13 protein-coding genes are annotated in these 17,709 nt (G+C 65.9%); 8 read left to right on the plus strand and 5 right to left on the minus strand.

Annotated elements, in window-relative coordinates; translation table 11 throughout:
• Positions 1-441 precede the first annotated feature (441 nt).
• The 4 genes from glnA to BSTEL_RS01380 all read right to left on the minus strand — a co-directional run bounded on the left by glnA (position 442) and on the right by BSTEL_RS01380 (position 5,388).
• Positions 442-1,890 carry a type I glutamate--ammonia ligase gene (gene glnA / locus BSTEL_RS01365; protein WP_051922743.1) on the minus strand — a complete coding sequence of 483 codons (1,449 nt, stop codon included), beginning with the start codon at positions 1,888-1,890 and terminating at the stop codon, positions 442-444.
• A gap of 303 nt (positions 1,891-2,193) precedes the next feature.
• The gene (locus BSTEL_RS01370) at positions 2,194-2,982 is read right to left on the minus strand and encodes a DUF4191 domain-containing protein (RefSeq protein ID WP_034526249.1); all 789 of its coding nucleotides are present in this window, start codon (positions 2,980-2,982) and stop codon (positions 2,194-2,196) included.
• Between the two features lie 126 nt (positions 2,983-3,108).
• Entirely contained in the window at positions 3,109-4,611 is a 1,503-nt protein-coding gene (locus BSTEL_RS01375; protein WP_034526512.1) for a dihydrolipoyl dehydrogenase family protein, read from the minus strand.
• A gap of 147 nt (positions 4,612-4,758) precedes the next feature.
• A complete protein-coding gene (locus tag BSTEL_RS01380) occupies positions 4,759-5,388 on the minus strand; it encodes a DUF3043 domain-containing protein (protein ID WP_034526253.1) in 630 nt (209 codons plus the stop codon).
• 143 nt (positions 5,389-5,531) lie between these two features.
• On the opposite strand from BSTEL_RS01380, the gene BSTEL_RS01385 reads away from it, so the two are divergent.
• The 5 genes from BSTEL_RS01385 (at position 5,532) to BSTEL_RS01405 (ending at position 11,500) form a co-directional block, all read left to right on the plus strand.
• Positions 5,532-6,899: a dipeptidase gene (locus BSTEL_RS01385; protein WP_034526255.1), complete on the plus strand. Its 1,368-nt coding sequence runs from the start codon at positions 5,532-5,534 to the stop codon at positions 6,897-6,899.
• A gap of 264 nt (positions 6,900-7,163) precedes the next feature.
• A complete protein-coding gene (locus BSTEL_RS01390; RefSeq protein ID WP_034526515.1) occupies positions 7,164-7,763 on the plus strand; it encodes an ECF transporter S component in 600 nt (199 codons plus the stop codon).
• Positions 7,763-9,286 (plus strand): ABC transporter ATP-binding protein, encoded by a 1,524-nt coding sequence (locus BSTEL_RS01395; protein ID WP_034526257.1) that lies wholly within the window; start codon positions 7,763-7,765, stop codon positions 9,284-9,286. Before BSTEL_RS01390 ends, BSTEL_RS01395 begins: the two co-directional genes overlap by 1 nt.
• Positions 9,287-9,358: 72 nt before the next feature.
• A complete protein-coding gene (locus tag BSTEL_RS01400) occupies positions 9,359-10,186 on the plus strand; it encodes an energy-coupling factor transporter transmembrane component T family protein (RefSeq protein WP_034526259.1) in 828 nt (275 codons plus the stop codon).
• A gap of 165 nt (positions 10,187-10,351) precedes the next feature.
• Positions 10,352-11,500, plus strand: coding sequence for a PDDEXK nuclease domain-containing protein (locus tag BSTEL_RS01405; RefSeq protein WP_202962061.1), 1,149 nt, complete (start codon positions 10,352-10,354; stop codon positions 11,498-11,500).
• 211 nt (positions 11,501-11,711) lie between these two features.
• Here BSTEL_RS01405 and BSTEL_RS01410 read toward each other — a convergent pair whose 3' ends face one another.
• Complete coding sequence (locus BSTEL_RS01410; protein ID WP_156963113.1) at positions 11,712-12,188, minus strand: hypothetical protein; 477 nt, start codon at positions 12,186-12,188, stop codon at positions 11,712-11,714.
• Between the two features lie 715 nt (positions 12,189-12,903).
• On the opposite strand from BSTEL_RS01410, the gene BSTEL_RS01415 reads away from it, so the two are divergent.
• The 3 genes from BSTEL_RS01415 (at position 12,904) to pheT (ending at position 17,691) form a co-directional block, all read left to right on the plus strand.
• Entirely contained in the window at positions 12,904-13,806 is a 903-nt protein-coding gene (locus tag BSTEL_RS01415) for a TrmH family RNA methyltransferase (RefSeq protein WP_034526263.1), read from the plus strand.
• A 165-nt stretch (positions 13,807-13,971) separates the two neighbouring features.
• Positions 13,972-15,075: a phenylalanine--tRNA ligase subunit alpha gene (pheS, locus tag BSTEL_RS01420; protein ID WP_051922744.1), complete on the plus strand. Its 1,104-nt coding sequence runs from the start codon at positions 13,972-13,974 to the stop codon at positions 15,073-15,075.
• A gap of 6 nt (positions 15,076-15,081) precedes the next feature.
• Positions 15,082-17,691 (plus strand): phenylalanine--tRNA ligase subunit beta, encoded by a 2,610-nt coding sequence (gene pheT / locus BSTEL_RS01425; protein ID WP_034526266.1) that lies wholly within the window; start codon positions 15,082-15,084, stop codon positions 17,689-17,691.
• Positions 17,692-17,709: the final 18 nt, after the last annotated feature.

Genomic DNA, 17,709 nt, shown 5'->3' on the forward strand with positions numbered 1-17,709 from the left:
CCGTAGCCTGCGGGCGCGGGCTGGCCATATGCGGGGGCGGCGGGGGCCGCGGGAGCCGGGGCGCCGTACTGAGGTGCCGGGGCGGGGGTTCCGTACTGTGGCGTCTGCGAGGCGGGCGCGCCGTACTCGGGTTGTCCGTAAGGATTCTGCGGCTGGGGAGCCTGATTGTTGTCGGTCATCTGTCATTTCCCTTCTGCTTGGTTTCGGTCCGCCGTCGGATGGGACCGCGGAACCGGTATGTGCCCGTTGACACGCCACCATGCGTTTCACGGGTCGTGTACATGTCCATCGTACCGCCGAAAACGACGTAAGCCCATACATCCGGATGTATATTCCAGCGAACGGGATGTGAACGGGGTGCGCGGATACGGGGAAAGCCCCGCGAAGGCATGTGCATGCTTCGCGGGGCTTTCCAAGGCCACGGTTTCCGAGCGTTACAACTCAGATGTGGTAGTAGAGCTCGTACTCGAGCGGGGTCGGGGCCAGACGGGCCTGGTCGATCTCGTCGCGCTTCAGCTCGATCCAGGTCTCGATGAGATCCGGGGTGAACACATCGCCGGCGGTGAGGAAGTCGTTGTCCTCCTCAAGGGCGTTCAGCGCCTCGCCGAGGGAGCTCGGCACCTGCTTGATGTTCGCGTGCTCTTCCGGCGGCAGCTCGTAGAGGTCCTTGTCGACCGGAGCCGGCGGCTCGATGTGGTTCAGGATGCCGTCGAGGCCGGCCATCATCTGGGCGGAGAAGGCGAGGAACGGGTTGCAGGACGGATCCGGGGCGCGGAACTCGATGCGCTTGGAGGCGGGGGAGGTGCCGGCCAGCGGGATGCGGATGGCGGCGGAACGGTTGCGGGCCGAGTAGACCAGCGAGACCGGGGCCTCGAAGCCCGGGACCAGACGGTGGAAGGAGTTCAGCGACGGGTTCGTGAACGCGACGACCGCGGAGGAGTGCTTGATGAGACCGCCGATGTACCAGCGGGCGATGTCGGACAGGCCGCCGTAGCCCTGCTCATCGTAGAACAGCGGCTTGCCGTCCTTCCACAGGGACTGGTGGCAGTGCATGCCGGTGCCGTTGTCGCCGGCGATCGGCTTCGGCATGAAGGTCACGGACTTGCCGGCGAGGGCGGCGGTCTCGTGGACGACGTACTTGTACTTCATCAGGTCGTCGCCGGCGTGCTGCAGCGTGTTGAAGCGGTAGTTGATCTCCTGCTGGCCGGCGCCCGCCACCTCGTGGTGGGAACGCTCGAGCTGCAGGCCGACCTTCTGCAGGTTGGCGACCATGTCGTCGCGCAGATCCTGGTTGTGGTCGATCGGCGGAACCGGGAAGTAGCCGCGCTTGACGCGGTTCTTGAAGCCGATGTTCGGGGTGCCGTCCTCTTCGGTGTCGACGCCGGTGTTCCACGGGGCCTCGATGGAGTCCACCTCGTAGAAGGAGCGCTGCGCGGAGTTCTCGTAACGGACCTTGTCGAAGATGAAGAACTCGGCCTCCGGGGCGAAGGACGCGGTGTCGGCGATGCCGGTGGACTTCAGGTAGGCCTCGGCCTTGCCGGCGACCTGACGCGGGTCGCGGGAGTACGGCTCATCGGTCAGCGGGTCGACGATGGAGAAGGAAACGTCCAGGGTCTTGTGCTTGCGGAACGGGTCGATGAAGGCGGTGGTCACGTCCGGGACCAGCTTCATGTCGGACTCGTTGATGGCCTGGAAGCCCTGCACGGACGAGCCGTCGAACGGCATGCCGTCGGTGAATGCGTTGTCCAGGAACTCGCTGACCGGAACGGTGAAGTGCTGCTGCACGCCGATCAGATCGGTGAAACGGACGGAGACGTACTCGACGCCTTCCTTGTTGATGAGGGCTTCGGCCTCTTCCGGCGTATGGGCGAAGATCTTGTTCTCAGCCACGATCGCTCCTTTTATCGAAATGATTTACAGGACTAAAGCATAGGAACGTGCGTTTCGCGCGCTCGAAACTTCGGTTACGAGAATGTTTCGGGACAGGTAACGGAAGCCGTTAATCGTTGCGTTGGCGCGGTTCGCCGGGCGTGCGGGGGAGCGGCGGCCGGCGTCGTCCTGTCCGGAACGCGGACGGTGGAAACGCGGACGGCCGGCGTCGTGCGGCGGACCCGCGGTCGTCCGGATACGCGAGGACCCCGATCGCCGGTGACGATCGGGGTCCTCATACGGCTCGGGAAGCGCCGCGAGGCGTCAGCGTCCGCGCATCGCGCGACGGCTGACCTTCTGCATGCGGTTCGGGTCGACGCCCTTCGGGATGCCGTAGCCGCGTTTCGCCTGCAGGGTGCGCAGACGGTCGTTGAGGATGGCCAGCTCCTCCTTGGTGAGGATGAAACGGCGGCGCGGATGGATCGACGCCATGAGCTTGTTGGAGTGGTTGGTCGGCACGTAGCTCTTCTTGCGGGTGATGGTCTTGCGCAGGTCACGCAGGCGCGTGGTGCCGTTGGAACCGTCGCCCATGATGATGCGGTAGACGGGGATGGAGGAGCCGGCGGTCACGCCCTTGATCTCATGCTCCTGACGGTCCATCTGACGCTTGATGCGGTCGTGGCCGCCCTCGCCGAGCAGATAGATGCCGTTGTAGCCGGTGCCGCGCCAGATGGCGTCCTTGGTGCGGGCGTCCACCCACACGGGCTGCTCCGGGAAGGTGAAGCCGGCCTTGGTCATGTTGCTCAGCACGCTGACCGCCGCGCCCGGACGGCCTTCCAGCTGCTTGTAGCCGACCTTGTCCGCGCGGTTGGTGAGCACCATCGTGCCGAGCAGGATGCCGAGCATGACGGCGGCGATGATGGTGAGAATCCAGGTGAGCCACATCCACTTCATCACGAGGCCGAGGATCACAGCCAGCACGATCGGGGCGACGAACGCGCCGCCGCACAGCCACGGCAGCTGCTTGTCGTCCTTGTAGGTGAACTTGAAGATCTGGATGATCTGCTTGATCGTGCTGTTCTTCTTGGGCTTCTTCTCGTCCTTGTCAGCCATTCTTCCCTCGCTTGGAGTCGGATTTGCGCATACTGGCCGTTGATTCTACCAGCATGCGTGCCCCGGGGCGTGGCGTGTTTCCGGGACACGTGGTCAGTGCGTGGTCGGTGTGTGGTCGGCGCGCGGTCAGCGCGTGTGCAGCGGACGCCCGTCCGCCTTGAGCAGCGCCTCGCCGAGCGTCTCGCTGAACGTGGGATGCGGGTGGATGAGCCGCGCCGCCTCGGCGAGCGGCACCCGGTTGCCGACGAGCTGCTCCGCCTCGGCGATCAGGTCCGAGGCGACCGGCGCGACGATGTGCACGCCGAGCACGACCGGCACGTCCGGCCGGTCCGCGCGTTCGCCGCTGACGACCGTCATCGCCCCGCCGACGCCGCTCATCAGCATGCGCGCGTTGCCGAGCATCGGATACGCGGTTTCCTTGACGTTGTTGAGATTCGGGTCGGCGGTCGCCTCCTGGCCGGTCAGTCCCACGCACGCCGCTTCCGGGTGGGAGAACACGATCTGCGGCACGGTGGTCTCGTCCACCGGCTTCGGGTCGAGTCCGGCGATCGCCTCGGCGACCGTCACGCCCTGTTCGAACGCGCGATGCGCGAGCGCGTGTCCGGCGACGATGTCGCCCACCGCCCACACGTGCGGCGCGTGCGTGCGCCCGAGCGCGTCGCACGCGACATAGCCGTGGTCGTCGAGCGTGACGCCGGCGCGCGCGAGCCAGTCGAACCGCGTGTTCGGGTCGCGTCCGATCGCGGCGAGCACGATCTCGCCGTACGCCTCGTGATCGGCGTCGCCGCTGTCGCACGTGTAGTGGACGGTCGCGCCGAGGTTCGCGCCGGTCTCGACGCGCGTGACGGCAGTGCCTTTGACGACCTTCACGCCCTGACGCGCCAGTTCGCGCGTCAGGGTCGTGGCGGTGCGCCGGTTCCAGCCGGACAGCACGCGGTCCTTGCGGATGAGGAGCGTCACGTCCACGCCGGCCGCGTTCCACATGGACGCGAATTCGACGGCGACCGCGCCCGCGCCGACGATGACCGCGGAGGCGGGGAACTCGTCGAGTTCCAGCGCCTGCGTGGAGTCGATGAGCGCGCCGGCGAACGGGATGCCGGGCAGCGGGCGCGGTTCGGCGCCGGTAGCGAGGATCACGTCGCCCGCCTCGATGACGACGGTCGGGGCCAACGGCTCGGCGGCCTGGGCCTTGCGGAATCGTTCGACCGGGTCTCCGGCGACGGTCACGGCGAGGTTCGCGCCGGCCGCGGCGTCGGCGGTTCCGGCGACCTCGCGCAGATCCGTGGCCGCGCCGTGGAACACGGTGACGCCGCGATGCGCGAGCAGGGCCGCAAGTCCGCCCGTCATCGTCTCGACCACATGCCTGCGGTAGTCTCGCAGCGTGCCGTAGTCGATGCCGTCCACGTGCGCCTGCACGCCGAGCTCGGCCGCACGGTGCACGGTGTCGATGGTGTGCGTGGCGGTGATGAGCGCCTTCGACGGGATGCACCCGCGGTTGAGGCATGTGCCGCCGAGCGTCGCGTCCCGTTCGATGAGGGCGACGGACTTGCCGAGTTCCGCCGCGCGCAACGCCGCCGAATAGCCGCCGGGTCCCGCGCCGATGATCGCGATGTCGAATGATTCGTTGATTCCGTTCATGCCGCCCATGATAGCCGCACTCACTTGGCTCCCCTTGCAGGGGAGCTGTCGGCGAAAGCCGACTGAGGGGTAGACAACAACAATGAGGGGTGGACGGGCATCAGCCCATCCACCCCTCGTCAGTCCGTCGGGTGCATATCATTCCGGGAAGTGGCCGCGCTTCGGCTCGCGCGGCTTCGGAAGCCTCCAGCGGCGCATCTGGATGGCGCGGCTCCACGCGTAGGACGCGGAACGCGAGCCCTTCGCCACGGCGCGTTCGCCGTACTTGGCGACGAGCTTCTTCTTGAGCTTGCGCCACATGAGCCACACGTCGATGACCACCGCGATCAGGTACGCGTACATGAGCAGCATCATGATCATCGAAGCGGTCTGGTTCTGCGCGACGGACGTGATGATCATCGAGGCGATGAGGATCACGAACGCGACCGGGATGAAGAACTCGCCGATGTTGAAGCGGGCGTCCACGTAGTCGCGGATGTAGATGCGCCACGGCAGGCGCTCCGCCTTCGGCATGTGGTTGATGTCGCCCTTCTGCATCGCCTCGTATTCGGCGTTCTCACGCTCGCGCATCTTCGCCTTCGCGGCCTTCGCGCTCGCCTTGCGGTCGGTCGGCACCAGCGGACGCACGCCGGCGGCCTGCGCCTGCTTCATCTTCGGGGTGGGCGCGTTCTTCGTGCGGTCCTTCCTCACCGGCTTCGCAGGCTGTTCGGCCGCTTCCTCGACCGGCTCCTGCGCGGATTCCTTCTTCTTCAACGGGTTCCATGTCATGCTTGCAGGTTACGGTGACGTCTAGACGCGCGCAGAACGGCGAAACGGCACCAAAACAAGGCCGGAGGGCCGGTCTCGTTTTGGATCGCCGCCCATGCGCGACCACATGACATCTATAGACACCTATATATAAGGAGAGGCACATGGCCCAGCTCACCGTGGACGAGGTCCGCGCCCGCGTGGAATCCGACTGGACGCGCATCGTAGACGTCCTCAACCGCAAGATCGCCTTGAAGTCCGTGTCCGCGGAAGGCATCACCGGCGAACACATGAAGCGTTCCGCCGAATTCGTCGCCGACCAGCTGCGCGAGGTCGGCGTCGACGCGAAGGTCGTCCAGTCCTCGAACCCGGACGGCACGCCCGGCGCGTGGGAGGTCATCGGCTCGCGCATCGTCGACGAGTCCGCGCCCACCGTGCTCCTCTACGCGCACCACGACGTGCAGCCCGTGCCGGACGCGTCCGCGTGGAACACCGACCCGTTCGTCGGCACCGAGATCGACGGCCGACTCTACGGCCGCGGCTCGGCCGACGACGGCGGCGGCATCGCCATCCACTCCGGCGCGCTGAAGGCGCTCGGGGATGACCTCAAGGTCAACGTCAAGGTGTTCATCGAAGGCGAGGAGGAGATGGGCTCCCCGAGCTTCATCCCGTTCATCGAGGCGCATAAGAGCGAGTTCGAATCCGACGTGATCATCGTCGCCGACTCCGGCAACTGGTCGGCGGACATCCCGTCCCTGACCACCTCGCTTCGCGGCAACACCTGCGTCGACGTGACCGTGCGCGGATTGAAGCACCCGGTCCACTCCGGACAGTACGGCGGCCCGATCCTCGACTCGAACACGCTCGCCGCGATGCTCATCGCCTCCCTGTACGACGCGAACGGCGACCTCGCCGTGCCCGGCGTCGCAGCCGAGGAGCCAATCGGCGGACTCCAGCGAGACCTCGACGAGGCGTCCGTGCGCGCCGACGCCGGTGTCGTCGACTCCTACACGCTCGCCGGCACCGGCTCGCTCGCCTCGCGCCTGTGGACCAAGCCGAGCCTGACCGTCATCGGCTTCGACGCGCACCCGGTCAACGGCTCGTTCAACGTGATCAGCCCCGAGACCCGCTTCCGCCTGTCCCTGCGCACCGCGCCGAACCAGCGCCCCGAAGAGGCGCAGGACGCGCTCGCCACGTACCTTGAAACCCACGCGCCGTTCGGCGCCGAGGTCGAGGTGACCAAGCTGGAGAACGGCATGGGCTGGGGCATGGACCCGGACGCGGTCGCCACCAAGGACGCGCTCGAAGCGATGGAGCAGGCGTTCGGCGTCGCCCCCATCAACAAGGGCGAAGGCGGCTCCATCCCGTTCATCCCCGAACTGCAGCGCATCTTCCCCTCGGCGCAGGTGCTCGTCACCGGCCCGGAGGATCCGAAGGCCAACGCGCACAGCCCCAACGAGTCCATCTCGCTGTCCGGCCTGAAGAACAACGTCATCACCGAAGCCCTCCTGCTCGACAAGCTCGGCAGGTGAGCGGGCGCCACGCTCGACGGCGACAATCCGTCACAGCCCCCTCTGACGAGGGGGCTCCCGGCGAAGCCGGGTGGGGGAGAGACGAACCCTTGATTTCGTCGGTTCGGTCGTTTATGGTGGAGGGCTGACACGGGAGCCGCTCGAAGGCGGCTGAGAGGGGACCGCAACGGGTCCCGACCGATGGAACGTGGACGGGCAATGCCGACCACGGAACTGTCCTCCACCCGTGCCTTCGAAGGAAGCAAGAGAGAAAGGCACATCATCATGGCCGAAACCGTCGCCAAGACCAACTACAAGTGGCGCGTCGTCGACATCGTCGTCGCCGCCATCATCGCCGTCGCATCCGGTGTCATCTTCTGGGGCTGGGACGTCGTCTGCGCCGCCCCGCTCGCCCTGTTCGAAGCCGTCACCCCCGGCTTCGAAGGCCTGCTCAACGGATTCTGGCTGTTCGCCGGCCCGCTCGCCGCCATCATCGTGCGCAAGCCGGGCGCCGCCCTCTTCGCCGAGACCCTCGCCGCGTTCCTCGAGCTCACGCTCGGCAACCAGTGGGGCGTCGGCGGCTCGCTCATCGTCGGCATCATGCAGGGCCTCGCCGCCGAAATCGCCTTCGCGATCTTCGCGTGGAAGCAGTGGAACATCGGCACCACCATCCTGTCCGGCGCGCTCGCCGGCGTCGCCTGCTGGGCCTACTACTGGATGACCAACCCCGGCTGGAACGCGATGCGCGTCAGCTGGTACCTCGTCGGCTCCATTATTTCCGGCGTCATCATCGCCGGCGCGCTCATGTGGGCGCTGCACAAGGCGATCGCCGCCACCGGCGTGCTCGACCGCTTCGCCTCCGGCCGCGCCGAGGCGCGCGTCTGATGCGCATCACGCCCGCCCGCGTCGAGGCGAAGGATTGGGGATGGCGTCACGCCACGCGCAAGGACTTCGCCCTGCGCGGGCTCGATTTCGACATCCGCCCCGGGGAGCACGTGCTGCTCCTCGGCGCCTCCGGGGCGGGCAAAAGCACGCTCATGGCCGGACTGGCCGGCGTGCTCGGCGGATCCGACGAGGGCGAGCAGGAAGGCTCGCTCACCATCGACGGCGTCGAAGCCGGCATCGCCCGCGGCAAGGCCGGCCTCGTGCTGCAGGACCCGGATTCGCAGATCATCCTCGAACGTGTGGGCGACGACGCGGCCTTCGGCTGCGAGAACCTCGCCGTCCCGCGCGACGAGACGTGGCGGCGCGTGCGCGAATCACTCGACCTGGTCGGCCTGAAGGACATCGACCTCGACCGGTCCACGCGCCACCTGTCCGGCGGACAGCGGCAGCGTCTCGCGCTCGCCGGCGTGCTCGCCATGCAGCCGGGGCTCCTGCTGCTCGACGAGCCGACCGCCAACCTCGATCCGGAAGGCGTGCGCGAAGTGCACGACGCGGTGCGCGACGTGCTCGAACGCACTGGGCAGACCATGGTCGTCGTCGAACACCACATCGACGTGTGGATGGACCTGATCGACCGCGTCATCGTCATCGGCCATCCCGACCCGGATTCGCACGTGGGCGGCGTCATCGCCGACGGAAGACCGGATGAGGTGTTCGGCGAGTACGGCGATCTGCTTGCGCGAGGCGGCGCATGGGTGCCGGGACGCGCGATCCCGGACCGTGCGCCGGCGCGCGTGCGCGCGGACGGCGACGCGGCCGGAGAGGCCGGTGCCGCCGGAACGCGTGACGACCACCGCGAACCCGCGCTCGCTACCGAGGATTTGAGCTTCGGCCGCGGATTCCCGCTCGGCGAGCACATCAATCTCGAATTCTTCGCCGGCGAGGTGACGGCCCTGATGGGGCCGAACGGCGCCGGAAAATCCACGCTCGCGCTGACGCTCGCCGGACTCCTCAAGCCGCTCGCCGGGCATGTGCGCGTGCGCGCCGACATCGCCGAAGGCGCGCGCGGCGACGAGCCGGACAAGTGGAGGAGCCGCGAACTGCTCGGCCGCATCGGCATGGTCTTTCAGGAGCCGGAACACCAGTTCGCCGCGGCGCTCGTACGCGACGAGGTTGCCATCGGACCGAAGTCGATGGGCGCCGACGAGACGCGCGCGTACGCGACTGCCGACAAAATGCTCGAACGGATGAACCTCTCGCGGTTCGCCAAAGCCAACCCGTACACGCTGTCCGGCGGCGAGAAGCGGCGACTGTCCGTCGCCTCCATGCTGGCCGGTGCGCCGAAGATTCTCGTCATGGACGAGCCGACCTTCGGCCAGGACTTCACCACGTGGACCGAGATGGTCGACCTCATCGCCAAGGTGCGCGACCAGGGTTCCGCGGTCATCATCGTCACGCACGACGAGGCGCTCGTCAGGGCGCTCGACGCGCGTCGCATCATGTTCGGATTCGCAGGGGAGTGACCCATGGGAAACGATTCAAGCACGTCCGCCATCTCCCTCCCGCTGGCGGGAGGTGGCGCGGAGCGCCGGAGGGTGGTCGACCGCGTCGTCGTCACGCCGCCGAGCGCGCGCAAGGAGCCGGCGCGGCCCGCGTCGCCCTCGTGGTTCATCGCGAAGGTGAACCCGGTGACGCGCATCATCGGCGCGCTGCTCCTGTGCATCCCGATGTTCGTGAGCCTCGACGTGGTTTCCGCGTCCGTGGCGTTGGGACTCGAGGTCGCGCTGCTGTGGATCGGCGGCGTCGACCCGATCCGCATCTGCCGCAGCACGTGGCCGGTGTGGATTGCCGCGGTCGGCGGCTTCATCTCCGTGCTCCTGTACGGCCGCACGTCCGGCGAGATCCTGTGGACCGCCGGTTGGATCGTCGTGTCCGAAGGCTCCGTGTACCTCGCATGCGCCACGTTCCTGCGCGTGCTCGCCATCGCCGTGCCCGGCGTGGTGCTCGCGCTCGGCCTTGATCCGACCGACCTGGCCGACGGCCTCGTGCAGATCCTGCACCTTTCGCCCCGGTTCGTGTATGGCGGCCTCGCCGGCATGCGCATGTTCACGCTATTGCAGGATGATTGGCGTGCGTTGGGATTGTCGCGCCGCTCGCGCGGACTCGGCGACGGCAATGCGATCCAGCGTGCGTTCTCGCAGGCGTTCGGGCTGTTGGTCCTGTCGATTCGTCGCGCCACGAAGCTCGCCACCGCGATGGAGGCGCGCGGCTTCGGCGGCGAAGGCCCGCGTTCGGCGGCGCGTGTCTCGCGGCTGCATCCGATTGACGCGGTGTTCTGCGCGATTTGCTTCGTGATCCCGTTCATCGCGCTCGGCGTCGCCGTCGCCACCGGCAACTGGCACTTCTCCTTCCAAGGCGCGTGATCGCGGGCGCGATCCGGGTGGCGCTCCGGTCCGAATGTGGTTCGTCGTACTGCGACACGCCGGTGGGGAATCAAAACCGGTATACCTGTTCCGGTCGCCGGTCCGATTCGTAGACTCGTTCGTAAGTGGACAAGTCGATTCGGCATTTCGGATGGAAGGTGGACGATGAGTGAGCATGGTGCTATGCGGGCCGGAACGGCAATGACCGCCATAAGCGGAGAAGGTGCCTCGTCCGAGTCCATCGCATATGTTGAGACGGAGGATGTGAGCGCGGATGCGATTCGCATCGTGGAATCCGCCCAGCAATCTGTTTATCGCGCGGTGAACGTCTCCATGGTATGGCGCAACTGGCTGATTGGCCGGCGCATCGCGGTCGAGGAGCTAAAAGAGGCGGATCGTGCCGACTACGGCGAGCAGTTGATTCGGCGGTTGTCGGAGGACATTGCGGCGGCCGGGTATAAGGGATTGAATCGGCGGACACTGTACTACTGCGTGCAGTTCTACCGTGCTTTCCCGAAGATTGTGAACGCACTGCGTTCACAATCCGGTCTGCTGACGTGGACGCATTACCGCAGCCTGCTCCGCGTCACCGATGCCAAAGCACGCGATTGGTATGAACATGAAGCGTTGGCTCAGAACTGGAGCTCGCGCACATTGGACCGGAACATCGACACGCAATACTATGAGCGGATGCTGCTGTCTCAGCATCCCGATCGTGTGCGGCGCGAGATGGAATCCAAGACCGAGCCGTACCAGCAGGACAAACTGGAGTTCATCAAGAACCCGGTGGTGGCCGAATATCTGGGACTCGACCCCAAAACGGATTTCACCGAATTCAAACTGGAATCCAGCATTCTCGCGAACCTGCAGAAGTTCCTGTTGGAACTGGGCAAAGGATATGCGTTCGTGGCGCGGCAACAGCGCATCCACACGGATGAGAACGACTACTACATCGATTTGGTGTTCTACAACTACATGCTGAAATGCTTCGTGCTGATCGATCTGAAAACCACCCGAATCACCCATCAGGATGTAGGACAGATGGACATGTACGTGCGCATGTACGACGAGCGGATGCGCGGGCCGGGAGACAATCCGACGCTTGGCATCGTATTGTGCTCCGAAACTAGCGAGGACATCGCCCGATATTCGGTCCTTCATGACAGCGACCAGCTGTTCGCGGCGAAATACAAGCTCTACCTGCCCACGGAGGAGCAGCTCCGCGCAGAAATCGAAATGCAGAAGCGCATCTTCGCCATGCAGCAGCGTGACGCCGAGAATCAGAAGAACCTGGGTAGAGGAACAAGATTATGACGACGGACTCCGGCTTCGGTGGCGACTGCTCGCGTTCGATATTGCATGTGAGCCGTCTGCGTGATGTTCCGGTCCGCAATGCGGTTCGTCGTACTGCGACACGCCAGTAGGATGACGAGCTTGATAGGTCAACTTGTTCCAACCTGGAACAGGTTCGTGCCGAGGGGCCGTCGGGTCAGACGCACAGTGAATGTGTGCAACTTGGACACGGTTATTTCGGTGTCTCTTCGCCGGTTTCGCGTTGACGCCAGCGTTCGACGGCGTCGATCATCTTGGGGTCGGCCTCCGCCGCGTAATAGGGATGGTAATAGATGTTCGCCTCCGGGTAGCCGGATGCGGGCAAGACGGTGATGCACAGGTCGTCGAGGGCATGTGCAGCATCGGGTGAGGCTTTTCTGAATCCGGCCTTGTAGTAGAGGTAGCCGAGGAATTCGTACGGGTCGGGAATCGCTTTTTTGTTCCAGCCGAGGAACTCATAGCGGAATCCGACCCGAGCGATGTCGTCCGAGGTTTTGCATTCGGCCTGCACGTAACGGAAGAACGCCTGTCTGACGGCGTCCCAACCATATTCATCCACTAAACATGCAGTATGTTCCTCCATCGTTTGATATTCCTTACGGGATACGGAATCCTCGTCGAAGCCGAAAAAGAGTTTGATTTGGTTGTCGAGTTCGGAGTTGTGTTTCATTTCTTACTCCAAGTGAATTTGATACTGAAGAGATTGTGATTCTCATTGTAAAAACCGGTGATGTACTGCATGGGCATGTGTCATTCGCCTTCTAGGCCCGTGGCATGTAACGCCCATGAGCATTAAGATCCGTCGCGAAACGGATCGGTCATTCTGCAGGTGAATCGTTTCGCTCATATCCGTCCCCGTGAAACAATGCAGCCATCATATGACCGGTATGGTTCATAAGAGACCGGCTGAGGCATAAATTCGTCAGCATGTGGGCGGAATGGTTCTCGTGTGCATTCGCCAGCGAAAGGAAACTGGCATCACATGTCCGGTTCTCTTCGCAAGTGCTTATCCTCGGACCGACAGGGGTCCCGACAATCGCACCTAGGTGGTCAGCCGTATAGGTGACGTTCCCTCCTCTATAGGTAACAGCCGCCCCCACCAGTGTCTCATCGGACACCGGCTTGTCATTGGGGCTCTTAAGAACGACATGGCCTCCGCCGACTCCACAACCGGCGTGTATTGCTTCAATGTTTGTTCGGCGGACACCAACTTGCTAAAACACACCGGCGGTGAAGCCGATTTTGCATCCGAAGGCATCTCCTAGGCATGTGCGGGAGCGCGTGGCATATGGCGGTGCGATCATTGGAATCCGCTTGCGTTGCCGACGGTCGCGGCTCGGAGCCCGGTGCCGTGGCGCGGTAGGCGTGACGGTAGGGTGGAGGGCATGCCCATCAACCATGCAGTGATCGACAATCCGAAATCCGACCGAATCAAGCGCGTCGCCGGACTCGCGCGCCCGGCCGGCCGCGAACGCTCCGGCCGCTTCCTCATCGAAGGCCCGCAGTCCGTGCGCGAGGCCGTCACATGGCGTCCCGACGTGGTGAGCGACCTGTACGTCGCGATCGACGTCGATCCCGACGGCGAACCGTATCTGTCCGACACGCTCGCCGCGATCGTCGACAAGTCGCAGGAATCCCGAAAGACGCCGATCTACGTGCATCACGTCACGCGCGAGGTGATGGCCAAGATCAGCAAGGACGCGCAGGGCATCGTCGCCGTGGGAGACATCGAGACGCTCCACACGGAGATCTCCGCCGTCCGCCTCTCCGAACGCCCGCTCATCGCCGCGTTCTGGCAGGTGCGCGACCCGGGCAACGCGGGCACCGTGATCCGCGCCGCCGACGCCGCCGGATGCGACGCGGTCGTGTTCGTCGACGAGTGCGTGGACCCGCTGAACCCGAAGGTCATCCGTTCGACCGCCGGCTCCCTGTTCCACATCCCCGTGCTGCGCATGGACACCGGCACGTTCCTCAAGTGGATGGAACGCGACGATCTCGCCACCGTCGCCGCCGACGTGTACGGCACGTCGGAACGCAAGCCCGAACCGTTGCCCGACATGCTCGCCGAACGCGCGTCGGACGCGGCCAGGACGCGCGAGACGCGTGGCGCGAACGGCGCGCGCGGCGACGCCGTGCTGTTCGGCAACGAGGCGAGGGGACTGCCCTCCGCCATCCTCGAACGCATGGACCGCATCGTGTCGATTCCGCTGTACGGCAAGGCCGAATCGCTGAACCTCGGCACGTCCGCCGCGGTCATGCTCATGAGCCTCGCCATGAGCGGGCGCTGAGCCGCACAGCCGCCTGCCGGTCGCATGCCGGCCATACGCCGGCCGCGTGCCGGCGGTTCCGCGACCACGTGATGGAACCGGGCGGCCATGTCGAGTCATACCGTGACAATGTGATGTTGGACAACGCTTGGGAAACGTGCGTTTTCGCGTGTTTCCCCACGTGCAATGCACGTCAGTGAAGCAGATATAAAGGAAAGGGTGCTCGTGGCAGAAGCGCTATTCGATGCGCAAACGGTGACCGATGCGGTCGCCGAAGGCATCGCGAAAATCCAGAACGCCTCCACGCTGGAGGAATTGAAGGCCATCAAGAGCGAATACGCCGGAGCCGACTCGGCGATGACGCAGGCCAGCAAGGCCATCGGGGCACTGCCCAAGGACCAGAAGAAGGACGCCGGCAAGCTCATGGGCAAGCTGCGCGCCGACTTCGGCCGCGCCTACGGCCCCAAGGAGAAGGAGCTCAAGGAGGCCGCCGAGGCCGCCGCGCTCGCCGCCGAGACCGTCGACATGACGCTGCCGGTCGCGCGCAAGCCGCTCGGCGCGCGCCACCCGCTCGCCAAGCTCATGGAGGACGTCGAGGACTTCTTCATCTCCATGGGATGGCAGATCTCCGCCGGCCCCGAAGTGGAGGCCGAATGGTACAACTTCGACGCCCTCAACTTCGGCCCGGACCATCCGGCCCGCCAGATGCAGGACACCTTCTACGTGAAAGGCAACCAGGCGAAGGACGCCGCCGGCTTCGTCGGCTCCAACATGGTCGTGCGCACGCAGACCTCGTCCGACCAGGTGCGCGCCCTGCTGTCGCGCGGCGTGCCGCTGTACATCGCCTCCCCGGGCCGCGTGTTCCGCACCGACGAGCTCGACGCCACCCACACCCCGGTGTTCCACCAGTGCGAGGCGCTCGCCGTCGACAAGCACCTGACCATGGCCGACCTCAAGGGCGTGCTCGACAAGCTCGCCGTCGCCATGTTCGGTCCGGAGGCCAAGACCCGCCTGCGCCCGAGCTACTTCCCGTTCACCGAGCCGAGCGCCGAGCTCGACCTGTGGTTCCCCGACAAGAAGGGCGGCCCGGGCTGGCTCGAATGGGGCGGCTGCGGCATGGTCAACCCGAACGTGCTCAAGTCCGCGGGCATCGACCCGAACGAATACACCGGCTTCGCGTTCGGCGTGGGCATGGAGCGCACGCTGCTGCTGCGTTCCGACATCAACGACATGCACGACCTCGTCGAGGGCGACGTGCGTTTCGCCGAACAGTTTGTGATGGGGGAGTGATTACCCATGCCTATGGTTGATATCGATTGGCTCAAGGAGCACGTCGAGGTTCCGTCCGACCTCACCTACGAGCAGCTCGCCAAGGACCTGGTCAAGGTCGGCCTTGAGGAGGAGGAGATCCACGCCTCCCAGGTGACCGGCCCGATCGTCGTCGGCTACGTGGTCGATGCCACGCCGGAGCCGCAGAAGAACGGCAAGATCATCAACTGGTGCCATGTCGACGTCGGCGACGAATACAACGAGACCGACGAGAACGGCAACAAGGTGCCGCGCGGCATCATCTGCGGCGCGCCGAACATGGCCGCCGGCGAGAAGGTCGTCGTGACCCTGCCGGGCGCCGTCCTGCCCGGCGACTTCCGCATCGAGCCGCGCAAGACGTATGGCCACATCTCCAACGGCATGTGCGCCTCCGAGCGCGAGCTCGGCCTCGGCGACGACCACAACGGCATCATCCTGCTGCGCCACTACGGCTTCACGCCCGAGGAGTACGAGGCTTTGAAGCCCGGCGACGACGCGATGCACCTGCTGCACCTCGACCAGCCGCTGCTGGAGATCAACATCACGCCGGACCGCGGTTACACGCTGTCCTACCGCGGCGTGGCCCGCGAATACCACCACTCCACCGGCGCCGCGTACACGGACCCGGTCAAGGAGCTCAACGCCCGCGTGCCCGTCGCCGCCGGCGAGGCCTCCGGCACCGTGCCGGACGTGCAGGTCGAGATCGACGACAACAACCCGATCCACGGCGTGCCCGGCTGCGACCGCTACTATGCGCGCGCCATCCGCGGCTTCGACCCGACCTCGCGCACGCCGAACTGGATGCGCCGCCGACTCATCCGCGCCGGCGTGCGCTCCATCTCGCTCGCCGTGGACGTCACCAACTACGTGATGCTCGACCTCGGCCAGCCGATGCACGCCTACGATCTGGACAAGCTCGAAGGCCCGATCGTCGTGCGCCGCGCGAACGAGGGCGAGAAGCTCGTCACCCTCGACGGCAAGGAGCATGAGCTCAGCCCCGAGGACCTGCTCATCACCGATTCGCCGAACGGCCAGCGAGCCTCGCGCATCATCGGTCTCGCCGGCGTGATGGGCGGCCTGTACGGCGAGGTGACCGCGGAGACGAAGAACATCCTGCTCGAAGCCGCGCACTTCGATCAGGTGTCCATCGCGCGTTCCGCCCGCCGCCACAAGATCCCGTCCGAGGCGTCTCGCCGCTTCGAACGCGGCGTCGACTACCAGCTGCAGCCGGCCGCCGCGCAGATGGCCGCCGACCTGCTCATCAAGTACGGCGACGGCGAGGCCAGCGAGAAGCCGACCGACGTGAACAACACGCACCGCCGCAAGGCCATCCACTTCAAGGCCACGGAGGTCAAGCGCGTCGCCGGTCTCGACACCGGCGTGAACGCCATTTCCGACATCCTCACTGACATCGGCTGCACTGTGGCCGGCGGCGGCAACGGCGAGTTCTCCGTCACCCCGCCCACCTGGCGTCCGGATCTGAACGAGCCGTGCGATCTGGTCGAGGAGGTCGCGCGCCTCGTCGGCTACGACGAGATTCCCGTTACCGTGCCGCCGGCGCCGGTCAAGGGCGAGGTCGGCCTGACCGCCGACCAGCTGCGCCGTCGCCGCGTCGCCGACGAGCTCGCCGAATACGGCATGGTGGAGGCCCTGAGCTACCCGTTCGTGGGCGACAACGACTACAAGGCGTTCGGCTACGACGCTGAGGCCACCAAGAAGGTCAGCGTCGAGATCGCGAACCCGCTGTACGGCGACCGCCCGTACCTGCGTCGCCACATCCTGCCCACGCTCGCCGCGACCGTGCAGCGCAACATCCGCCGCGGCATCGAGAACGTGTCGCTCTACGAGCTCGGCCACGTGTACCTGTGGAACCCGGACGCGCCCGCCATCCCGGCCCTGCCCGGCGGCGTGAAGCCCACGCCGGAGCAGCTCGCCGCGCTCGACGCCGGCCTGCCCGACCAGCCCGACCATGTGGCCGGCATCCTGACCGGTCTCGCCGAGAACACCGGCTGGCTGGGCGGCAAGCGCCCGGTCGACTGGTCCGACGCGGTCGAGGCCGTGCATCGCATCGCCGACCGTCTCGGCGCCGCCATCGAGCTGGAGCAGCCGGCCGCCGCCGACGTGCCCGCCCAGTGGCATCCGGGCCGCTTCGCCCGCGTGAACGCCGCCGGCACGTTCGTCGGCTTCGTCGGCGAGCTTCACCCGCACGTCAACGAGGCGCTCGGCTTCCCCGAGCACTCCGCCGCGTTCGAGCTGAACCTCACCGCGCTGTTCGCCACGCTCGACGGCAAGCCGGTGCAGGCCAAGCCGATCTCCACGTTCCCACCCGTCAAGCAGGATCTCGCCTTCACCGTGGACGACACGGTGACCGCCGCCCAGCTCGAAGACGTGGTGCGTGAGGCCGCCGGCGCGAACCTCGAATCCATCGAACTGTTCGACGTGTTCACCGGCGAGCAGGTCGGTGAGGGCAAGAAGTCCCTCGCCTTCGCGGTGGTGTTCCGTTCGCCCGACAAGACCCTGTCCGCCGAAGACAGCGAGGCGATCCGCAAGGCCATCGTCGACAAGGCCGCGGAGCTCGGCGCGCAGCTGCGCGCCTGAACCGCTGGGCCGAAAGCG

This window comes from Bifidobacterium stellenboschense, assembly GCF_000741785.1.
Lineage (GTDB): Bacteria > Actinomycetota > Actinomycetes > Actinomycetales > Bifidobacteriaceae > Bifidobacterium > Bifidobacterium stellenboschense.